Origin of the sequence: Streptomyces sp. NPDC005195 (assembly GCF_040608315.1) — a bacterium.
Lineage (GTDB): Bacteria > Actinomycetota > Actinomycetes > Streptomycetales > Streptomycetaceae > Streptomyces > Streptomyces kaempferi.
Genome location: NZ_JBEXHZ010000015.1, coordinates 95,009 through 113,673 on the forward strand (window position 1 = coordinate 95,009; position 18,665 = coordinate 113,673).

General features: G+C 69.7%; 14 protein-coding genes and 1 tRNA gene. 6 read left to right on the forward strand and 9 right to left on the reverse strand.

Annotation, left to right across the window (positions count from 1 at the left end; translation table 11 throughout):
- Positions 1 to 2 precede the first annotated feature (2 nt).
- Positions 3 to 1,100, forward strand: a complete 1,098-nt coding sequence (locus ABZV34_RS18405; RefSeq protein ID WP_356277191.1) for an ABC transporter ATP-binding protein — start codon at positions 3 to 5, stop codon at positions 1,098 to 1,100.
- The gene (locus ABZV34_RS18410; protein ID WP_356277194.1) at positions 1,097 to 1,813 is read left to right on the forward strand and encodes an ABC transporter ATP-binding protein; all 717 of its coding nucleotides are present in this window, start codon (positions 1,097 to 1,099) and stop codon (positions 1,811 to 1,813) included. Before ABZV34_RS18405 ends, ABZV34_RS18410 begins: the two co-directional genes overlap by 4 nt.
- A 76-nt stretch (positions 1,814 to 1,889) precedes the next feature.
- On the opposite strand, the gene ABZV34_RS18415 is transcribed toward ABZV34_RS18410, so the two are convergent.
- Positions 1,890 to 2,546 carry a response regulator gene (locus ABZV34_RS18415; protein WP_356277197.1) on the reverse strand — a complete coding sequence of 219 codons (657 nt, stop codon included), beginning with the start codon at positions 2,544 to 2,546 and terminating at the stop codon, positions 1,890 to 1,892.
- Between the two features lie 98 nt (positions 2,547 to 2,644).
- Between ABZV34_RS18415 and ABZV34_RS18420 the strand changes: the two genes are divergently transcribed.
- Positions 2,645 to 2,719 (forward strand) — tRNA-Leu (locus ABZV34_RS18420).
- 106 nt (positions 2,720 to 2,825) lie between these two features.
- Positions 2,826 to 3,614 (forward strand): helix-turn-helix domain-containing protein, encoded by a 789-nt coding sequence (locus ABZV34_RS18425; protein ID WP_356277200.1) that lies wholly within the window; start codon positions 2,826 to 2,828, stop codon positions 3,612 to 3,614.
- 10 nt (positions 3,615 to 3,624) lie between these two features.
- Here ABZV34_RS18425 and pyk read toward each other — a convergent pair whose 3' ends face one another.
- The gene (pyk, locus tag ABZV34_RS18430) at positions 3,625 to 5,061 is read right to left on the reverse strand and encodes a pyruvate kinase (protein ID WP_356277203.1); all 1,437 of its coding nucleotides are present in this window, start codon (positions 5,059 to 5,061) and stop codon (positions 3,625 to 3,627) included.
- Positions 5,062 to 5,288: 227 nt separating this feature from the next.
- Positions 5,289 to 6,002 carry an SIMPL domain-containing protein gene (locus ABZV34_RS18435; protein ID WP_356277206.1) on the reverse strand — a complete coding sequence of 238 codons (714 nt, stop codon included), beginning with the start codon at positions 6,000 to 6,002 and terminating at the stop codon, positions 5,289 to 5,291.
- Positions 6,003 to 6,141: 139 nt separating this feature from the next.
- On the opposite strand from ABZV34_RS18435, the gene ABZV34_RS18440 reads away from it, so the two are divergent.
- Positions 6,142 to 7,956, forward strand: a complete 1,815-nt coding sequence (locus ABZV34_RS18440) for a 5'-nucleotidase C-terminal domain-containing protein (RefSeq protein WP_356277209.1) — start codon at positions 6,142 to 6,144, stop codon at positions 7,954 to 7,956.
- A 113-nt stretch (positions 7,957 to 8,069) separates the two neighbouring features.
- On the opposite strand, the gene ABZV34_RS18445 is transcribed toward ABZV34_RS18440, so the two are convergent.
- The 5 genes from ABZV34_RS18445 to ABZV34_RS18465 all read right to left on the reverse strand — a co-directional run bounded on the left by ABZV34_RS18445 (position 8,070) and on the right by ABZV34_RS18465 (position 15,490).
- Positions 8,070 to 9,488: a SidA/IucD/PvdA family monooxygenase gene (locus tag ABZV34_RS18445; RefSeq protein WP_356277212.1), complete on the reverse strand. Its 1,419-nt coding sequence runs from the start codon at positions 9,486 to 9,488 to the stop codon at positions 8,070 to 8,072.
- Complete coding sequence (locus tag ABZV34_RS18450; RefSeq protein WP_356277215.1) at positions 9,485 to 10,870, reverse strand: aminotransferase class V-fold PLP-dependent enzyme; 1,386 nt, start codon at positions 10,868 to 10,870, stop codon at positions 9,485 to 9,487. Before ABZV34_RS18450 ends, ABZV34_RS18445 begins: the two co-directional genes overlap by 4 nt.
- Before the next feature lie 591 nt (positions 10,871 to 11,461).
- A complete protein-coding gene (pepN, locus tag ABZV34_RS18455) occupies positions 11,462 to 13,963 on the reverse strand; it encodes an aminopeptidase N (protein ID WP_356277218.1) in 2,502 nt (833 codons plus the stop codon).
- Positions 13,964 to 14,162: 199 nt separating this feature from the next.
- Complete coding sequence (locus ABZV34_RS18460) at positions 14,163 to 14,594, reverse strand: chorismate mutase (RefSeq protein ID WP_356277221.1); 432 nt, start codon at positions 14,592 to 14,594, stop codon at positions 14,163 to 14,165.
- An 11-nt stretch (positions 14,595 to 14,605) separates the two neighbouring features.
- Positions 14,606 to 15,490: an AraC family transcriptional regulator gene (locus tag ABZV34_RS18465; protein ID WP_356277341.1), complete on the reverse strand. Its 885-nt coding sequence runs from the start codon at positions 15,488 to 15,490 to the stop codon at positions 14,606 to 14,608.
- 245 nt (positions 15,491 to 15,735) lie between these two features.
- Between ABZV34_RS18465 and ABZV34_RS18470 the strand changes: the two genes are divergently transcribed.
- On the forward strand, positions 15,736 to 17,538 hold the full coding sequence (locus ABZV34_RS18470) for a beta-galactosidase family protein (protein ID WP_356277223.1): 1,803 nt from the start codon (positions 15,736 to 15,738) through the stop codon (positions 17,536 to 17,538).
- Positions 17,539 to 17,629: 91 nt separating this feature from the next.
- On the opposite strand, the gene ABZV34_RS18475 is transcribed toward ABZV34_RS18470, so the two are convergent.
- Positions 17,630 to 18,412 carry a serine protease gene (locus ABZV34_RS18475; protein ID WP_356277225.1) on the reverse strand — a complete coding sequence of 261 codons (783 nt, stop codon included), beginning with the start codon at positions 18,410 to 18,412 and terminating at the stop codon, positions 17,630 to 17,632.
- Positions 18,413 to 18,665 lie beyond the last annotated feature (253 nt).

Below are 18,665 nucleotides of genomic sequence, written 5' to 3' on the forward strand. Positions count from 1 at the left end.
ACATGACCACCACCACAGCCCCCAGCCCCGTCCTCGAGGCCAGCGGCGTCACCATGCGCTTCGGCGGCCTCACCGCCGTACGCAGCGTCGACCTCACCGTCAACAGCGGCGAGATCGTCGGCCTCATCGGCCCCAACGGCGCCGGCAAGACCACCTTCTTCAACTGCCTCACCGGCCTCTACGTCCCCACCGAGGGCAAGGTCTCCTACAAGGGCACGGTCCTGCCGCCCAAGCCCCACCTCGTCACCAGCGCCGGCATCGCCCGCACCTTCCAGAACATCCGGCTCTTCGCCAACATGACCGTCCTGGAAAACGTGCTCGTCGGCCGCCACACCCGCACCAAGGAAGGCCTCTGGTCCGCCCTCCTGCGCGGCCCCGGCTTCCGCAAGGCCGAAGCCACCTCCCGCGAACGCGCCATGGAACTGCTGGAGTTCATCGGCCTCGCCCACAAGGCCGACCACCTCTCCCGCAACCTCCCCTACGGCGAACAGCGCAAGCTGGAGATCGCCCGCGCCATGGCCAGCGAACCCGGCCTCCTCCTCCTGGACGAGCCCACCGCCGGCATGAACCCCCAGGAGACCCGCGCCACCGAAGACCTCGTCTTCGCCATCCGCGACCGCGGCATCGCCGTCCTCGTCATCGAGCACGACATGCGCTTCATCTTCAACCTCTCCGACCGCGTCGCCTGCCTCGTCCAGGGCGAGAAGCTCGTCGAAGGCACCTCGGACGTCGTCCAGGGCGACGAACGCGTCATCGCCGCCTACCTCGGCACCCCCTTCGAAGGCGCCCCCGGCGCGGACGAACTCGCCGAGGTCGAGGCCGCCGAAGCCGGCGGGGCAGCCACCGCCACCACCACGGCGCCGGCACCGGCCGAAGCCACCGTGCCCGCACAGGCCACCGAACCGACCGAAACCGGGGAAACGGCCGAGGCAACGGAAACGGCCACAGCCACGGAGACGGCACCGGCCACGGAGACCACGGAACCGGCACCGGAAACCCCGGACGCACCGGCGACCCCGGCCACCCCCGAGACCCCGGAAGCCGCCCAGGACGACGCCTCCGCGGACAGCACCACCAGCAAGGAAGGAAACGCCCAGTGACCGCACTGCTCGAGGTCGAAGACCTCAAGGTCGCCTACGGCAAGATCGAAGCCGTCAAGGGCATCTCCTTCTCCGTCGAAGCCGGCCAGATCGTCACCCTCATCGGCACCAACGGCGCCGGCAAGACCACCACCCTGCGCACCCTCTCCGGCCTCCTCAAGCCGACCGCCGGCCGCATCACCTTCGACGGCCAACCCCTCGACGGCGTCCCCGCCCACAAGATCGTCTCCCTGGGCCTCGCCCACTCCCCCGAGGGACGCCACATCTTCCCCCGGCTGACGATCACCGAGAACCTCCAGCTCGGAGCCTTCCTCCGCACCGACAAGGCAGGCATCGAGAAGGACATCCAGCGCGCCTACGACCTCTTCCCCATCCTCGGGGAACGCCGCAAGCAGGCCGCCGGAACCCTCTCCGGCGGCGAACAGCAGATGCTCGCCATGGGCCGCGCCCTCATGTCCCAGCCCAAACTGCTCATGCTCGACGAACCCTCCATGGGCCTCTCACCGATCATGATGCAGAAGATCATGGCCACCATCGCCGAACTCAAGTCCGACGGCACGACCATCCTCCTCGTCGAACAGAACGCCCAGGCGGCGCTCTCCCTCGCCGACCAGGGACACGTCATGGAAGTCGGCAACATCGTGCTCTCCGGAACCGGACAGGACCTCCTGCACGACGAGTCCGTACGCAAGGCCTACCTCGGCGAGGACTAGAACCCCGCCCACAGCCGAAGAGGCCCGCGCCCCTCGTGGGGACGCGGGCCTCTTCGCGCGCTCACACGCGACGGCACTAACCCTTCGACGACTTCTTCTCCGCGGCGTCCGCGATGACCGCCTCCGCCACCTGCTGCATCGACATCCGCCGGTCCATCGACGTCTTCTGGATCCACCGGAAAGCCGCCGGCTCCGTCAGGCCGTACTCCGTCTGCAGCACCGACTTCGCCCGGTCCACCAGCTTCCGCGTCTCCAGCCGCAGACTCAGGTCCGCGACCTCCTGCTCCAGCTGCTTCAGCTCCGCGAACCGCGACACGGCCATCTCGATCGCCGGCACCACGTCACTCTTGCTGAACGGCTTCACCAGGTACGCCATCGCACCCGCGTCCCGCGCCCGCTCCACCAGATCGCGCTGCGAGAACGCCGTCAGCATCAGAACCGGGGCGATGCCCTCCTCCGCGATCTTCTCCGCCGCCGAGATCCCGTCCAGCTTCGGCATCTTCACGTCGAGGATCACCAGGTCGGGCTTGTGCTCACGGGCCAGCTCGACGGCCTGCACACCGTCCCCCGCCTCACCCACGACCGAATAGCCCTCTTCCTCGAGCATCTCTTTCAGATCGAGACGGATCAACGCCTCGTCCTCGGCGATGACGACACGGGTCGTCAGCGGAGGCACGTGCGACTTGTCGTCGTCGGGCGCGTCTACGGGCTGGGGCGACTCGGGGGAGGTCACGGGGGCTCCTCGTTCAGGGGCGGGTACTGCTCCCAAGAGCCTACCTAGCTGCGGTAAGGTGGTGACCCGAGGGGTGGGCGTCGCCCTTCCTTTCGAAGGCCCCAGTACTCCAACCGGTTAGAGAGGCCGCTCTCAAACAGCGGACAGTGTGGGTTCGAATCCCACCTGGGGCACTTTTCCTTCGTTTCCAAGATTGCGCCTCGAAAGCGGATGTTCCCATTCTCGTGAACATCCGCTTTTTGCTGCGTGTCGTTACGATCAGTGACGCAGAGTGGTCACGTGATTTACCACGGAACTGAGGTTCGACAGCAGGCCCTGACGCTGTTGCGCGATGGGGTGAAGAACGCGGACGTGGCGCGGCGGTTCAAACTCCCACTGGGGACAGTCAGCTACTGGAAGCATCTGGACCGCGCGAAACGCGGCGAATGCCCCGGGAAGCACGATCCGAAGTGTCCTCGCTGCGACAACCGGGAGTTGGACGAGCCCGCCTACAGCTACCTGCTCGGCCTGTACCTCGGCGACGGCCACATCAGTCAGTATTCCGAGCACCGTGTTCCCAACCTCATGGTCACCTGCGCCGAATCCTGGCCCGGCCTCATGGACGACTGCGAACGAGCCATGCGAGTGGTCTTCCCGGACAACTCCGTCTGCCGCGTCCGGAAGTCCGGCTGCCGCAATGTGAAGGTCTACTCCAAGCACCTGCTCTGCCTGTTTCCGCAACACGGCCCCGGCAGGAAACACGAGCGTCCCATCGTCCTCGAACCCTGGCAGCAGGAGATCGTCGGCGCCCACCCGTGGGAATTCGTCCGGGGTCTCATCCACTCCGACGGCTGCCGGATCACGAACTGGACGACCCGCATGGTCGGCGGTGAACGCAAGCGCTACGAATATCCCCGGTACTTCTTCACCAACGTGTCCGACGACATCCGGCGGCTCTACACCGACACCCTCGACGCGCTCGGCATCCGGTGGACACACTGCACCCGCGGCGGAAACCCGTACAATATCTCCGTCGCGCAGAAGGCCTCCGTCGCCCTCATGGACGCTCACGTCGGCCCCAAGTACTGACGAAATTGCTCTACTTGGGGCTGTCGTCCTCTCCGACGTGGTGGACGCGGACGAGGTTCGTCGTGCCGGAGACGCCGGGCGGGGAGCCGGCCGTGATGACCACGACGTCGCCCTTCTTGCAGCGGCCGTACTTCAGCAGCAGTTCGTCCACCTGGTCGACCATCGCGTCCGTGGAGCCGACGTGCGGGCCGAGGAAGGTCTCCACGCCCCAGGTCAGGCTGAGCTGGGAGCGGGTCGCCGGGTCGGAGGTGAAGGCGAGCAGCGGGATCGGGGAGCGGTAGCGGGAGAGGCGGCGGACGGTGTCGCCGGACTGGGTGAAGGCGACGAGGAACCTGGCGCCGAGGAAGTCGCCCATCTCGGCTGCGGCGCGGGCGACGGCGCCGCCCTGGGTGCGGGGTTTGTTGCGTTCGGTGAGGGGTGGCAGGCCGGTGGCGAGGAGGTCCTCTTCGGCGGCGGTGACGATGCGGGCCATGGTGCGGACGGTGGCGATGGGGTATTTGCCGACGCTGGTCTCGCCGGAGAGCATGACGGCGTCGGTGCCGTCGATGACGGCGTTGGCGACGTCGGAGGCTTCGGCGCGGGTGGGGCGGGAGTGGTCGATCATCGAGTCGAGCATCTGGGTGGCGACGATGACCGGTTTGGCGTTGCGCCTGGCGAGTTTGATGGCGCGCTTTTGGACGATGGGGACTTGTTCGAGGGGCATTTCGACGCCGAGGTCGCCGCGGGCGACCATGATGCCGTCGAAGGCGGCCACGATGCCGTCGATGTTCTCGACGGCCTGGGGCTTCTCGACCTTGGCGATGACGGGGAGGCGGCGGCCTTCCTCGTCCATGATGCGGTGGACGTCGTGGATGTCTTCGCCGGTGCGGACGAAGGAGAGGGCGATGACGTCGAAGCCCATGCGCAGGGCCCAGCGGAGGTCTGCTTCGTCCTTGTCGGAGAGGGCGGGGACGGAGACGGCGACGCCGGGGAGGTTGAGGCCCTTGTGGTCGGAGACCATGCCGCCTTCGATGACGGTGGTGTGGACGCGGGGGCCGTCGACGGTGGTGACTTCGAGGCAGACTTTGCCGTCGTCGACGAGGATGCGCTCACCGGGGGTGACGTCGGTGGCGAGTCCTGGGTAGGTGGTGCCGCAGGTGAGGCGGTCGCCTTCGGCGCCTTCTTCGACGGTGATGGTGAAGGTGTCTCCGCGTTCAAGGAGTACGGGGCCTTCGGTGAAGCGTCCGAGTCGGATCTTCGGGCCTTGAAGGTCGGCGAGGAGTCCGATGCTGCGGCCGGTTTCGTCGGCGGCCTTGCGTACGCGCTGGTAGCGGTCCTCGTGTTCGGCGTAGGTGCCGTGGCTGAGGTTGAAGCGGGCTACGTCCATTCCGGCGTCGACCAGGGCTTTGATCTGGTCGTAGGAGTCGGTGGCGGGGCCCAGAGTGCAGACGATTTTTGCTCGGCGCATGGTGTGAGCCTAGGCCTTACCCGTGGGTAGAGAATTGGCCGCGCATGACTACTCAACAACCTTTGCGTGAAGGGTTATTGACAACTGTTGAATTGTGCGTGTGGGCGCTCCTATGAGCGTATTAGGGGCTGGGTGTGTGCGTCGAGGCCCCGTGGTGCTGTGCGGATCGGCCGCCGGACGGTCCGCGCGGGGGATCGTTCGGTCACCGAGTGTGACGGTTTCGGTGGTTACAGCTGGGGTGGGGTCATCGTGAATCGGGCGTTGACCTGGGCGTGGATGTGTTGGCGTTGGGGTTCGAGGTCGAGGGCCGGGGCTTCTTCGGGGGTGGCTCCGGCGAAGGACATGGAGCGCATGGCGCGGCCGGGGGTGGCGGGGTGGGGCGGGGTGTTCTCGGCGCCGATGTCGGCGAGTTCGACGAGGGCGGCGAGGGTGGTGCCGAGGGCTTCGGCGTATTCGCGGGCGCGTTGGACGGCTTCGCGGACGGCTTGTTGGCGGGCTTGGCGGTGGGAGGGTGAGTCGGGGCGGAGGTCCCACCAGGGGCCGTCGATGCGGGTGAGGTCGAGGTCGGCCAGTCGGGTGGTGAGTTCGCCGAGTGCGGTGAAGTCGGTGAGTTGGGCGGTGATGTGGACGCGGCCGTGGTAGGCGCGGATGCGTTCGCCGCGGCCGTGTTTGGTGAGTTCGGGGCTGATGGAGTAGGTGCCGGTCTCGATGTGTTCGACGGCTTCGCCGTAGGACTTGATGAGGTCGAGGGCGGTGGTGTTGCGGCGGGTGAGGTCGGTGAGGGCTTCTCGGCGGTCGGTGCCGCGGGCGGCGACGGTGATGCCGATGCGGGCGATTTCGGGGTCGACTTCGAGGTGGGCTTCGCCGCGGACGGCGATGCGGGGTGCTTCGGGGGTGCCGTAGGGGAGGGAGGGTTGGGGGTCTTCTGTGGTGGGGGTCATGTGTTCCACTCTGTCATCGTGCGGGGGGTTGGTGGAGGTGGCTGGTCATCAGATGGAAACCTTCGGGCCCTGTTCGGGAGTGTCATGTGTAGGTCAGAATCTACGCGCGTCGTTGACCGATTCCCGAGGAGTCTGTGACATGTCTTTGAACCGCCGGAAGTTCCTGGAGAAGTCCGCTGTGACGGGTGCGGGGGTGGCGTTCGCGGGTGCGGTCGCGGCTCCGTCCGCGCAGGCCGCGACGTCGTCGGTGGCGGGGGGTAGGAAGAAGCCTGTGAAGCGGTATTCCCTGACGGTGATGGGCACGACGGACCTGCACGGGCATGTCTTCAACTGGGACTACTTCAAGAACGCGGAGTACAAGGACAGCGCGGGCAACGCGCAGGGTCTGTCGCGGATCTCGACGCTGGTGAACGCGGTCCGCAAGGAGAAGGGGCGTTGCAACACCCTGCTCCTGGACGCGGGTGACACGATCCAGGGCACTCCGCTGACGTACTACTTCGCGAAGGTGGATCCGATCACGGCCAAGCACGGTCCGGTGCATCCGATGGCGCAGGCGATGAACGCGATCGGGTATGACGCGGTGGCGCTGGGGAATCACGAGTTCAACTACGGGATCGAGACGCTGCGGAAGTTCGAGTCGCAGTGCGATTTCCCGCTGCTGGGTGCGAACGCGCTGGACGCGAAGACGCTGAAGCCGGCGTTCCCTCCGTATCTGATGAAGACGTTCCGGGTTCCGGGTGCGCCGGCGGTGAAGGTGGCGGTGCTGGGTCTGACGAACCCGGGTATCGCGATCTGGGACAAGGCTTACGTGCAGGGCAAGTTGGTGTTCCCGGGTCTTGAGGAGCAGGCGGCGAAGTGGGTGCCGAAGCTGCGTTCCATGGGCGCGGACGTGGTGGTGGTGTCGGCGCACTCGGGTGCGTCGGGTACGTCGTCGTACGGTGACCAGCTGCCGTATGTCGAGAACTCGGCGGCGTTGGTGGCGCAGCAGGTGCCGGGGATCGACGCGATTCTGGTGGGGCACGCGCATGCGGAGATCCCGGAGTTGAGGGTGACCAACGCGAAGACGGGTCGGACGGTGGTTCTTTCGGAGCCGTTGGCGTTCGCGGAGCGGTTGTCGGTGTTCGACTTCGAGTTGGTTTTCGAGAAGGGGCGGTGGCAGGTCGAGTCGGTGGCGGCGTCGGTCCGCAATTCGAACTCGGTGGCTGACGATCCGAGGATCACTCGGTTGCTGAGGGATGAGCACGCGTTGGTGGTGGAGTACGTCAATCAGGTGGTCGGTACGGCCACGGAGACGTTGACGACGGTCGAGGCGCGGTACAAGGACGCCCCGATCATCGATCTGATCACGAAGGTGCAGGAGGACGTGGTCAGGGCGGCTCTGGTGGGGACGGAGTACGCGTCGTTGCCGGTGATCGCGCAGGCGTCGCCGTTCTCGCGGACGTCGGAGATTCCGGCGGGGAAGGTGACGATCCGGGATCTGTCGAGTCTGTACGTGTATGACAACACGTTGGTGGCGAAGGTGCTGACGGGTGCGCAGGTGCGGGCGTATCTGGAGTACTCGGCGAACTATTTCGTGCGGACCGCGGTGGGTGCGGTGGTGGACGTGGAGAAGCTGACGAACGCGAACGATCGTCCGGACTACAACTACGACTATGTGTCGGGGTTGCGGTACGACATCGACATCTCGCAGGCGGAGGGTTCGCGGATCAGGAATCTGACGTTCGGCGGTGTGGCGCTGGATGACGCGCAGCAGTTCGTGTTCGCGGTGAACAACTACCGGGCGAACGGTGGGGGTGCGTTCCCGTTCGTGGCGTCGGCCAAGGAGGTGTGGTCGGAGTCGACGGAGATTCGTACGCGGATCGCCGAGTGGGTGACGGCGAAGGGCAGTCTCGATCCGAAGGAGTTCGCGTCGGTGGACTGGAGGCTCACGCGGGAGGGCACGCCGGTCTTCTAGGACCGTGCGGGGCGTGAACGGCGTCGGTTTTCCCTCTTTTTTTGGGGGGGGCCGGCGCCGTTTGGCGTGCGGGCCCGTGTGGGGGTGGCCCGCGGGGCTGGGGGTGGTCGGTTCTATCGTCCGTCGACGAGGGGGGTGAGGGTCGGGGTCTGTCGTGTGGGCGGGATCTGTGGGTGGGGTTCGAGTCCGAAGGTGGTGTAGGCCGTTCGTCGTGGGAGTGGGTAGGGGTCTTTGCCGGTGAGGGAGTTGAGGATGGTGGCGCTCCGCCAGGCGGCGAGGCCGAGGTCGGGGGCGCCGACGCCGTGGGTGTGGAGTTCGGCGTTCTGGACGTAGACGTGGCCGGTGACGGAGGGGTCGAGGTGGAGGCGGAACTGGTCGTCGATGCGGGGGCGTTCGGAGCTGTCGCGGCGTAGGTAGGGGTCGAGTCCGGCGAGGATGCGGTCGAGGGGGCGTTCGCGGTAGCCGGTGGCGAGGACGACGGCGTCGGTGGTGAGGCGGGTGCGGGTGCCCTGTTGACCGTGTTCGAGGTGGAGTTCGACTTTGGTGGTGGCGACGCGTCCGGCGGTGCGGACGGTGACGGCGGGGGTGAGGACGGCGTCGGGCCAGTCGCCGTGCAGGGTGCGGCGGTAGAGCTCGTCGTGGATGGCGGCGATGGTGTCGGCGTCGATGCCTTTGTGGAGTTGCCATTGGGCGGCGACGAGGCGGTCGCGTACGGGTTCGGTGAGGGCGTGGAAGTAGCGGGTGTAGTCGGGGGTGAAGTGTTCGAGGCCGAGTTTGGAGTACTCCATGGGGGCGAAGGCCTCGGTGCGGGCGAGCCAGTGGATCTTCTCTCGTCCGGCGGGGCGGTTTCTGAGGAGGTCGAGGAAGACTTCGGCTCCGGACTGTCCGGCGCCGATGACGGTGATGTGTTCGGCGGTGAGGAAGCGGTCGCGGTGGGCGAGGTAGTCGGCGGCGTGGATGACAGGGACGCCGGGGGCTTCCACGAGGGGTTTGAGGGCGTCGGGGATGTGGGGGGCGGTGCCGACGCCGAGGACGATGTTGCGGGTGTGGGTGCGGCCGAGGGCTTCGGCTTCCGCGTCGTGGTCGAGTTGGGTGAAGTCGACTTCGAAGAGGGCGTGTTCGGGGTTCCAGCGGACGGCGTCGACCTGGTGGCCGAAGTGGAGTCCGGGGAGGCGGTCGGCAACCCAGCGGCAGTAGGCGTCGTATTCGGCGCGCTGGATGTGGAAGCGCTCGGCGAAGTAGAAGGGGAAGAGGCGGTCGCGGTCCTTGAGGTGGTTGAGGAAGGACCAGGGGCTCGCGGGGTCGGCGAGGGTGACGAGGTCGGCGAGGAAGGGGACCTGGAGGGTGGCGCCGTCGATGAGGAGGCCGGGGTGCCAGTCGAAGCCGGGGCGCTGTTCGTAGAAGACGGTGTCGAGTTCGGGGAGGGGCTGGGCGAGGGCGGCGAGGGAGAGGTTGAAGGGGCCGATGCCGATGCCCACGAGGTCGCGGGGTGCTTCGGGTTCGTGGCGTGGGGGGAGGGGCGTCGGGCTCATCGGGGGGTGTGTCCTTCCACCAGTTTCAGGAGCGCGGCCAGGTCGTCGGGCCGGGTGTGGGGGTTGAGGAGGGTGGCTTTGAGCCAGAGGCGGTCGTCGAGCCGGGCGCGGCCGAGGACGGCGCGGCCGTCGTGGAGGAGGGTGCGGCGTACGGCGGCGACGGCTTCGTCGGAGGCTCCGGCGGGCCGGAACAGGACGGTGCTGAGGGTGGGTGGGGCGTGGAGTTCCAGGCCGGGGCGGGAGGCGATGAGGTCGGCGAGGTCGGTGGCTCGGGCGCAGACGTGGTCGACGAGTGCGCCGAGGCCGGTGCGGCCGAGGGTTTTGAGGGTGACGGCGATCTTGAGGATGTCGGGGCGCCGGGTGGTGCGCAGGGAGCGGCCGAGGAGGTCGGGGAGTCCGGCTTCGGTGTCGTCGTCGGCGTTGAGGTAGTCGGCCTGGTGTCGCAGTGCGGTGAGGTCGTGGGGGTCCCGTACGGCGAGGAGGCCGGCGGCGATGGGCTGCCAGCCGAGTTTGTGCAGGTCGAGGGTGACGGTGTGGGCGCGGTCGAGTCCGTCGAGTGCTGCTCTGCGGTGGTCGCTGAAGAGGAGGCCTCCGCCGTAGGCGGCGTCGATGTGGAGGCGGGCGCCGTGGGTGGCGCAGACGTCGGCGAGGTCGGGCAGGGGGTCGATGAGTCCGGCGTCGGTGGTGCCGGCGGTGGCGGCGACGAGGAGGGAGCCGCGGGGGCCTCGGAGCGTGGTGAGGGCTTCGTCGAGGGCTACGGGGTCCATGGTGCCGGCGGGGGCGGGGATGACGACGGGGTCGGGCAGGCCGAGCAGCCAGGCGGCGCGGGGCAGTGAGTGGTGGGCGTTGGCGCCGTGGACGAGTTGGACGCCGTTGTGTGCTTCTCGGGCGAGGAGTACGGCGAGTTGGTTGGATTCGGTGCCGCCGGTGGTGACGAGGGCGGTGGCGGTGTGCGGCTCGTTCGCCGTTCCGTAGATCTGGGCGGCGAGGGCGGTGGTCACGAGGGATTCGAGTTCCGAGGCGGCCGGTGCCTGGTCCCAGGAGTCCAGGGACGGGTTGAGGGCGGAGGCGGCGAGGTCGGCGGCGGTGGCGACGGCGAGGGGCGGGCAGTGCAGGTGGGCGGCGCACAGGGGGTCGGCGGGGTCTGCGGAGCCTTCGGCGAGGGCGTGGACGAGGGTGCGCAGGGCGTCGTCGGTTCCGTGCCGGGGCAGGATGTCGCCGGCCGCGTCCCGTAGGCGTCGGGCCACGTTCTCGGGTCCTCCGGCGGGCAGGGGTCCGCCGCGTGCGGTGCTGCCGGTGCGCAGTGCGTCGAGCACGGTGTCGAGCAGTGGCCGCAGTGCGCCGGGGCCTTCGGGACCTGAGGCGAGGGGCGGCGTGCTCATGGGTGTCCTCCGGTGGGCGCGCGGCAGGGGGTTCCAAGCCTGTACGGGATGGAGGCGGCGCGCCCACAGAGCACAACGATCTGACCCGAATGGGGGTACTGCTGTGGAGAGGAAAGGTGAGTGGAGAGGCGGGGGTGACGGGTGAGGTGTGGGGGCCGGGTGAGGTGCGGGGCGCTCCGCGCGGGGGCAGGTCGTACGGGGGCGTGTCGCTCAGGAGCAGGTCGTACGGAGGCCCTCCGCGCAGGGGCCGGTCGTGCGGGGGCGTGCCGTGAGTGTTGGGCCGGTGCCGGTGCACGCGGGGGCGAGGCGGCCGCCGGGCGCACGCGCCGGGGAGTGCGGGGCGTGCCCTGGCGGCGCGGGGCTGGGCTGGGCGGTCGGCGAGGTCAGGGCGATCGCTCCCGCTGTGTCCGGGAGGAACGATCGCCCTGCCGTGTGGTCGGGGAGGAGAAGCGGGTCCTTCCCTGCCGGATGAGGCCAGGCGGGATGAGGCCAGGCTGAATCCGGGCCCGCTGACTGCGGACCCGGTGGATCCGGACCTGGTGGATCCGGGCCCGGTGCATCCCAGGCCGGTGGATCCGGGCCCCGATGGATCTAGTTCCGGCCTGTCTCCCGTACCTTCAGTGCCCTTGCCAGGTCGTCGAGTTGGTCGACGAGCTTGCGGCGCAGCGCGGGGATGGGGTCGGCGTCGCGCAGGCAGGTCTCGCCGAGGGTGAGGGTCTCGGGTGTGACGGCGTGGGCGGGGAAGGCGTAGCGGCCTGCGGCGTCGGCGATGGCGGGGCCGCGGCGGGCGGCGAGAGCCACGGCGTCGGGCCAGTAGCGCTCGACGTACTCCCGTACGAGGTCGGCCTGTTCGGGCTGCCAGAAGCCCTGGGCGGTCGCGGTGAACAGGTAGTTGGAGAGGTGGTCGGAGGCGAACATCTCCTCCCAGGCGCGTCGTTTGGCCTCGGGGTCGGGCAGCGCGGCGCGGCAGCGGGCGGCGCCTTCCTGGCCGGTGGCGCTGGGGTCCTGGACGAGTTCGGCCTCGATGACGGCGTCGTCGATGGCGCCGAGGACGGCGAGGCGGCCGAGGACGCGCCAGCGCAGTTCGGGGTCGAGTTCCGGGCCGCCGGGGACGGTGCCCTCGGAGAACCAGGCGCTGATGGTGTCGGGGTGCGCGGCGACGGCGATGTAGTGGCGTACGGCGGTGAGGCGCAGGTCCGGGTTGTCGCCGTCCTCGGTGCGGCGCAGGAGGTCGCGGCAGAGGTCGGTGAGGGTGGCGATGGCGGTCGGGCGGTCCTCGGCGGGGAGCAGGCGGTCGGCGACCTGGGTGGCGGCGAACGTCAGGACGCCCTGGACGAGGGCGAGGTCGGTCTCGTGCGGGAGGTGGGTGCGGGCGGCGTCCACGTAGGCCATGGCGGGCAGTTCGCCGTCGCGGACGGCGTCGCGCAGGGCGTTCCAGACGACGGCGCGGGTGAGGGGTTCGGGGAGGCCGGACAGGGCGGCGTTGACGGTCTTGAAGGAGTCGGTGTCGAAGCGGATCTTGGCGTAGGTGAGGTCGCCGTCGTTGAGGAGGAGCAGGTCGGGGCGGCGGCCGGGGCCGAGGTCGACGGGGGCGGTCTGGGGTACGTCGGTCTCGAAGCGGTCCCGTGGGACGAGTCGCCGGTCCTCGCCCGGGACGGTGTCGTAGGCGCCGACGGCGATGCGGTGCGGGCGGCTGCCGTGGTGTTCGACGGTGAGGTGCCAGGAGCCCTGGGTCTCGGTGAGCGCGGGGCGGAGGGTGTCGACGCCGGTGGTGCGCAGCCAGGAGGCGGCCCAGGCGTGGACGTCGCGTTCGGTGGCGGCGGCGAGGGAGTCGATGAAGTCGGCGAGGGTGGCGTTGGCGAACTTGTGGCGGGTGAAGTGGGTGTTGATGCCGGCCAGGAAGTCCTTCTCGCCGAGCCAGGTGACGAGTTGGCGCAGGGCGGAGGCGCCCTTGGCGTAGGAGATGCCGTCGAAGTTGAGCATGGCGGAGGCCGTGTCGGGGACGGCGTCCGGGTCGGGGGCGACGGGGTGGGTGGAGGGGCGCTGGTCGGCGTCGTAGCCCCAGGGTTTGCGGGTGACGCCGAAGTCGGTCCAGGTGTCGGTGAAGCGGGTGGCTTCGGTGAGGGTCTGGTAGCCCATGTACTCGGCGAAGGACTCGTTGAGCCAGATGTCGTCCCACCAGCGCAGGGTGACGAGGTCGCCGAACCACATGTGGGCCATTTCGTGGGCGATGACCATGGCGCGGGTCTGGCGTTCGGTGTCGGTGACGGCGGAACGGTAGACGAACTCGTCGCGGAAGGTGACGAGGCCGGGGTTCTCCATGGCTCCGGCGTTGAATTCGGGGACGAACGCCTGGTCGTAGGAGTCGAAGGGGTAGGGCTCGTCGAACTTCTCGTGGTAGCGGTCGAAGCAGGCGCGGGTGATGTCGAGGATCTCGTCGGCGTCGGTGTCCAGGTGGGGGGCGAGCGAGCGGCGGCAGTGGATGCCGAAGGGGAGGCCGCGGTGCTCGGTGCGGACGGAGTGCCAGGGGCCCGCGGCGACGGCGACGAGGTAGGTGGAGATCGGTGGGGTGGGGGCGGCCTTCCAGCGGCCCTCTCCCAGGTGGTCGGTGATGCCGTTGGCGAGGACGGTCCAGCCGTCGGGCGCGGTGACGGCGAGGTCGAAGACGGCCTTCAGGTCGGGTTGGTCGAAGGCGGCGAAGACGCGCTGGACGTCTTCCATGAACAGCTGGGTGTAGAGGTAGGTCTCACCGTCGGTGGGGTCGGTGAAGCGGTGCATGCCCTCGCCGGTGCGGGAGTAGTGCATGAGGGTGTCGAGGCGCAGCTCGTGTTCGCCCTCGGTCAGGCCTTTGAGGGGCAGCCTGTTCCCGTCGAGGGTTTCGGGGTCGAGGGGTTGCCCGTCGAGGGTGACGGAGCGCAGCTCGGCGGGCTTCAGCTCGACGAAGGTGTCCGCGTCGGCGCGGGCGGTGAACCGGATGACGGTCCGGGAGTCGAAGGTCTCGTCCCCGCGGGTCAGGTCGAGTTCGATCCCGTAGTGGTGGACGTCGAGGAGCTTGGCACGGGTCTGCGCTTCGTCGCGCGTCAGTACGGACATGGGGACATGCTGCCTGATGGGTCGGGCGGGGCACAGGGGCGGCCCGTCATGCGGCTTATGTCCGGTCCGACCGGGGGGTGCGGCCCTGTTCCGGTGTGGGGTCGGCGGCGTCGGCCGCGGTGCGCGGTTCCTGTTCCGGGGCCCGGTGGCGATGGTGGGTGTGTGCTTCGCGCGGGATGCCCGCCGGGGGCACCCGGTGTCACTCCCCCGTGGCCCCGGTGGCCTGTCCCGTGCCGTCCGCGATGCTCTCGTGGTGGCGGATGACCTCGGCGATGATGAAGTTCAGCAGCTTTTCCGCGAAGGCCGGATCCAGCTTGGCGTTCTCCGCGAGCCGGCGCAGCCTGGCGATCTGCTGGGCCTCGCGGGAGGGGTCGGCGGGCGGCAGTTGGTGGGCGGCTTTGAGGTGGCCGACCTGCTGGGTGCATTTGAAGCGCTCGGCGAGCATGTGGACGACGGCGGCGTCGATGTTGTCGATGCTGTCGCGCAGCCGGGCGAGTTCGGCGCGCACCGCCGCGTCGGCCTCCGGGCCGGGGGTGTCGGTCGCGTTGCGGGTGTCGCCGGCCGGGGTGCCGCTGTCGTCGGTCGCGTTGCCGGTGGGGTCGGTCGCGTCGCCGGTGTTGCTGGTGGTCATGGTCGCCCAGCCTACGTGGCGTGCGGGCGCTGGGTCGTGGGCGGATCGTGGGGGTCGGGGGTGTGGTCGTCGCGGGTGCCGGGCGGGGTGCGGCCCTGTTGTGCGCGGAAGCGGGCGGGGGCCGTGCCGACTCGGCGGGTGAACAGGCGGGAGAAGTAGGCGGGGTCGTGGTAGCCGACGCGTCTGGCCACGGCGGCGACGGGGAGTTCGGTGGTGGCGAGGAGTTCCTTGGCGCGGCCGAGGCGGATGGCGAGGAGGTAGTCCTTGGGGCTCCGGCCGGCGGCGCGGCGGACGGCGCCGCGCAGTTCGGCGGGGGTCATGCCGTGCCGGGCCGCGTGTTCGGCGACGGTCAGCGGCTGGAAGGCGTCCCGGGCGAGGGCGTGCAGTACGGGGTCGCCGTCGGGGGTGAGGTCGGCGCGGGCGCGGCGCAGCGCGACGAGGAGTTCGTGGACGGCGGCGCCGGTCTCGACCTCCAGGAGCGGGTTGCCGTTGCGGGCGGCGCGGGCGATGCGGGCGACGGTGGCGCGGGCCGCGGTCGTGTCGGAGAGGGGGACGACGGGGCGGTCCGGTTCGATGTAGCCGAGTTCGGTGTAGGCGGTGGTCGCGGGGCCGGTGAAATCGACGAAGCACTCGTCCCAGCTGGGGGCGGGTCCGTAGTGGTGGGGTATGCCGGGGGTGAGCCAGAGCAGGGCGGGGGCGGTGACGGTGTGGCGGTGTCCGTGGGGGTCCTGGAGCCAGCCGCCGCCCGCGCTGACGACGACGGCGACGTGGTGGTCGAGGGTGCGCGGCCCGACGGGGGGCAGTTCGCCGTGCTGGAGGCCGACTCCGAGGCAGGTGAGGCCGAGCCGGTGGTGGACGGGGGCGGGGGTGAGGTACCGCATCCAGGTGTGGTGCATCCGCTGTCCTCCCGCCGGTGCGGCCGGTGTGTTCTTCGTCGGTGCGATTTCGGTGCGCATTCGGCCCGTATTCGGTGCACATTGGTCCGCATTCGGTCCGCATTCGGTCCGCATTAGTTCCGGCTTCGGTCAGCAGCCGGTCCAGCTTGGGTCCGCGTCCGTTCCGGCTTCGGTGCGCGTTCGGTCCAACCAGAGGTGATCTTTGTCCATGGACGTGGTCGCCGCCAGGGGGTGAGGGTGGGCCCATGAGCGAGTTCACGGTGGGGGACACGGATTTTCTGCTGGACGGACGGCCGGTGCGGCTGCTGTCCGGCGCCCTGCACTACTTCCGGGTGCGTGAGGAGCAGTGGGGGCACCGGCTCGGGATGCTGCGGGCGATGGGGCTCAACTGTGTGGAGACGTACGTCCCGTGGAATCTGCACGAGCCGCGGCCGGGTGTGTTCCGTGATGTGCGGGCGCTGGGCCGGTTCCTGGACGCGGCGCGGGAGGCGGGTCTGTGGGCGATCGTGCGGCCCGGCCCCTACATCTGCGCGGAGTGGGAGAACGGCGGGCTGCCGCACTGGCTGACGGGACGGCCGCGCACCAGGGACGAGGAGTACCTGCGGGACGTGGAGCGCTGGTTCCACCATCTGATGCACGAGATCGTGCCCCGGCAGATCGACCGGGGCGGTCCCGTGCTGATGGTGCAGGTCGAGAACGAGTACGGCAGTTACGGATCCGACCAGGTGTATCTGCGGCGTCTGGCCGACGTGCTGCGTGCCGAGGGGGTGAGCGTCCCGCTGTTCACCTCGGACGGTCCCGAGGACCACATGCTCAGTGGCGGCTCGGTTCCCGGGGTCCTCGCGACGGTCAATTTCGGCTCCCGCGCGCGTGAGGCGTTCGAGGTGCTGCGCCGGCACCGGTCCGAAGGCCCGCTGATGTGCATGGAGTTCTGGTGCGGCTGGTTCGACCACTGGGGCGGTGAGCACGTCGTACGGGATCCGGGGGACGCGGCGGACGCGCTGCGCGAGATCCTGGAGTGCGGGGCGTCGGTCAATCTGTACATGGCGCACGGGGGAACGAACTTCGCGGGCTGGGCGGGTGCGAACCGGGGCGGCGGCGCGCTCCACGAGGGCCCGTTGGAGCCGGATGTCACCTCGTACGACTACGACGCGCCCGTCGACGAACTCGGACGTCCCACGGAGAAGTTCTGGCGCTTCCGGGAGATCCTGGCCGGATACGCGGAGGGGCCGCTGCCGGAGGTGCCGCCGGCCCCGGCGCCGCTGGGCGCGTCCGCGGTCGTGGATCTGCGGGAGTGGGCTCCGCCGGATGCCGTGCTGGAGGCACTGGGTGGTCCGGAGGCCGAGTACGCCGCGCCTCCGACCTTCGAGGATATGGACGTGGACCGGGGCCTGGTCAGGTACGAGCTGACCGTGCCGGGGCCTCGGGGGCCGTACCCGCTGCTGCTGCGCGGGCTGCGGGATCTGGCGGTGGTGTACGTCGACGGAGCGGCGGCCGGGGTGCTGACCGAGGACGACTCCCGGCTCAAGGAGCCCGTCGCGGGGGACGCGCGGGTGGAGATGTGGGTGGAGTCGCTGGGCAGGGTCAACTACGGGCCGCGTTCGGGCGAGCCGAAGGGCATCACCGGGGGTGTACTGCACGAGCGGCAGTACCTGCACGGGGTGCGGGCTCGGGGACTGCGCCTCGACGCGTTCGACGACGGCGTGGGCGGGGTGCCCTTCGCGGGGCTGCCCGGGGAGGGTGCCCGGGGTCTGTACCGCGGCACGGTGGAGGTGCGCGGCGCCGGGGACGCCTTTCTCGATCTACCGGGCTGGACACGGGGATTCGTGTGGATCAACGGGTTCAATCTCGGCCGCTACTGGTCGGCGGGCCCGCAGCGGTCGCTGTACGTACCCGGGCCGGTGCTGCGCGAGGGAGCCAACGAGGTGTGGGTCCTGGAGTTCGAGGAGTCGGGCGGGGGATCCGCCGGGCCGGTGCCGCCGATTCTGCGCGGCCCGGCTTCGATCGGGGCGCACGATGCTGTCCCTGGTTCGCGGGGCCGGGGCTAGACCCTGCGGGGGCGGGCGTCCGCGAGCGCAGCGCGGACGCCCGCGAGCGGGTCGCGGACGCCCGCGCCGTGTCATGACGGCGACCGGTCCCCTACAGGGTGGACGCGGCCCTGGCTATGGCAGCCGCGAAGGTCGAGACCTCGCTGTAGACGCCGGGGTATCCGGGCTCGGCGCAGCCCTGGCCCCAGCTGACGATCCCGACCTGGACGAACGCGCCGGAGTCGTCCTTGCGGAACATCGGTCCGCCGGAGTCGCCCTGGCAGGTGTCGACCCCGCCCTGCTGGACGAACCCGGCGCAGATCTCGTCACCGGGCACGAGGTCGCTGCCGTACGCCTGCTGGCAGGCGGCGTCGCTGACGAAGGGGACGGTGGCCTTGAGGAGGTAGCGCTGCTGGGCGCCGCCCTCGCGGGTGGCGCCCCAGCCGGCGACGGTGAAGTTCCCGTTGTTGTAGGCGGTGTTGGTGGCGATCTTCAGGGTGGGCTGCGCGATGGGCGTGGCGAGCTTGATGAGGGCCCAGTCCTTGCCCTTGCCGTTGTAGCCGGGTGCCTGGAGTACCTTCGTCGACTTGACCTTGACGGCGCTGCCGCTCTGCAGGTCGACGACGCCGGCGGTGGCGGTGATGGAGGTGTTGGTGCCGGAGCCGTTCACACAGTGCGCGGCGGTCAGCACGATCTGCTGGGTGTAGAGGGCGCCGCCGCAGCCCATGGAGAGCCGGACCATGAAGGGGAACTCGCCCTGCGCGGCGCGGGTTCCGCCGACGACGGGCGCGGGTGCGGCCTGGGCGGAGACGGGCTGGAGCGAGACGGCGGCGAGGGCGACGGCGCCGAGGGCGAGGAGTCTTCTGAGGCCCGTGAACTTCTTCGGAGACTTCAACGTGCTTCCTCTCGTGGGGGGTCGAGGCGTGGCGGTGGCACGAACCGTGCGTCCCGCGGCATGCCGAGGCGGCGGGAGCCGTGCGGTGAACGGCACGGCGCGCGGCACGACAGGCCAGCGGAATGACATGCACCCGCCAATCCTTTGCGCATTATTGGGACGCCGGAGCGCCCCGGCAAGGACCGCGTTTCGGCCAGCCGCTCCCCGGCGCACGCCGTCGCACCTCCGCGCGCGCACGCACTCGTCCGGCCGC

Coding starts and splice junctions, on each gene's coding strand:
- ABZV34_RS18450 (WP_356277215.1), bottom strand. CDS start 10,870: ATGAGCACGCCGCCCCTCGCCTCAGGTCCCGAAGGCCCCGGCGCACTG.
- pyk (WP_356277203.1), bottom strand. CDS start 5,061: ATGCGCCGAGCAAAAATCGTCTGCACTCTGGGCCCCGCCACCGACTCC.
- ABZV34_RS18435 (WP_356277206.1), bottom strand. CDS start 6,002: ATGACCCCCACCACAGAAGACCCCCAACCCTCCCTCCCCTACGGCACC.
- pepN (WP_356277218.1), bottom strand. CDS start 13,963: ATGTCCGTACTGACGCGCGACGAAGCGCAGACCCGTGCCAAGCTCCTC.
- ABZV34_RS18440 (WP_356277209.1), top strand. CDS start 6,142: ATGTCTTTGAACCGCCGGAAGTTCCTGGAGAAGTCCGCTGTGACGGGT.
- ABZV34_RS18460 (WP_356277221.1), bottom strand. CDS start 14,594: ATGACCACCAGCAACACCGGCGACGCGACCGACCCCACCGGCAACGCG.
- ABZV34_RS18465 (WP_356277341.1), bottom strand. CDS start 15,490: ATGCACCACACCTGGATGCGGTACCTCACCCCCGCCCCCGTCCACCAC.
- ABZV34_RS18470 (WP_356277223.1), top strand. CDS start 15,736: ATGAGCGAGTTCACGGTGGGGGACACGGATTTTCTGCTGGACGGACGG.
- ABZV34_RS18445 (WP_356277212.1), bottom strand. CDS start 9,488: ATGAGCCCGACGCCCCTCCCCCCACGCCACGAACCCGAAGCACCCCGC.
- ABZV34_RS18405 (WP_356277191.1), top strand. CDS start 3: ATGACCACCACCACAGCCCCCAGCCCCGTCCTCGAGGCCAGCGGCGTC.